Origin of the sequence: Nocardioides cremeus, assembly GCF_030518195.1 — a bacterium.
In the GTDB taxonomy this organism is placed as follows: Bacteria; Actinomycetota; Actinomycetes; order Propionibacteriales; family Nocardioidaceae; genus Nocardioides; species Nocardioides cremeus.
This window is the reverse complement of record NZ_JAULSC010000343.1, coordinates 1-273: the sequence shown is the minus strand read 5'-3', so window position 1 is coordinate 273 and position 273 is coordinate 1. Positions and strand designations below refer to the sequence as shown.

The 273-nt window shown below is 49.1% G+C and carries 1 pseudogene; it reads left to right on the top strand.

Annotated elements, in window-relative coordinates:
• Positions 1-140: 140 nt before the first annotated feature.
• Positions 141-273 (top strand): annotated as a pseudogene (locus QWJ41_RS22285) (AAA family ATPase); the annotation flags it as partial.

Below are 273 nucleotides of genomic sequence, written 5' to 3'. Positions count from 1 at the left end.
AATTCGAGAGTCACCCCGGTCTTCGCTCCAGAGGCGCATACAGTAGTAGTAGAGAGAGAGAGAACAAATTCTGTGTGTCTACAGTCTTGAACTCACAAAAACGCCGAACCAGAAGAAAATAAAACGAAACGAAACGAAGGAAGAAAGGAACAACAATGGGGCGCACAAACCCCAACATTGTAATAACGGGTACACCAGGCGTAGGCAAGACGACGCACGCAGAGCAACTAGCGCAGGCAACGGGGTTGAAGCACCTGTCCGTGAATCAGATTG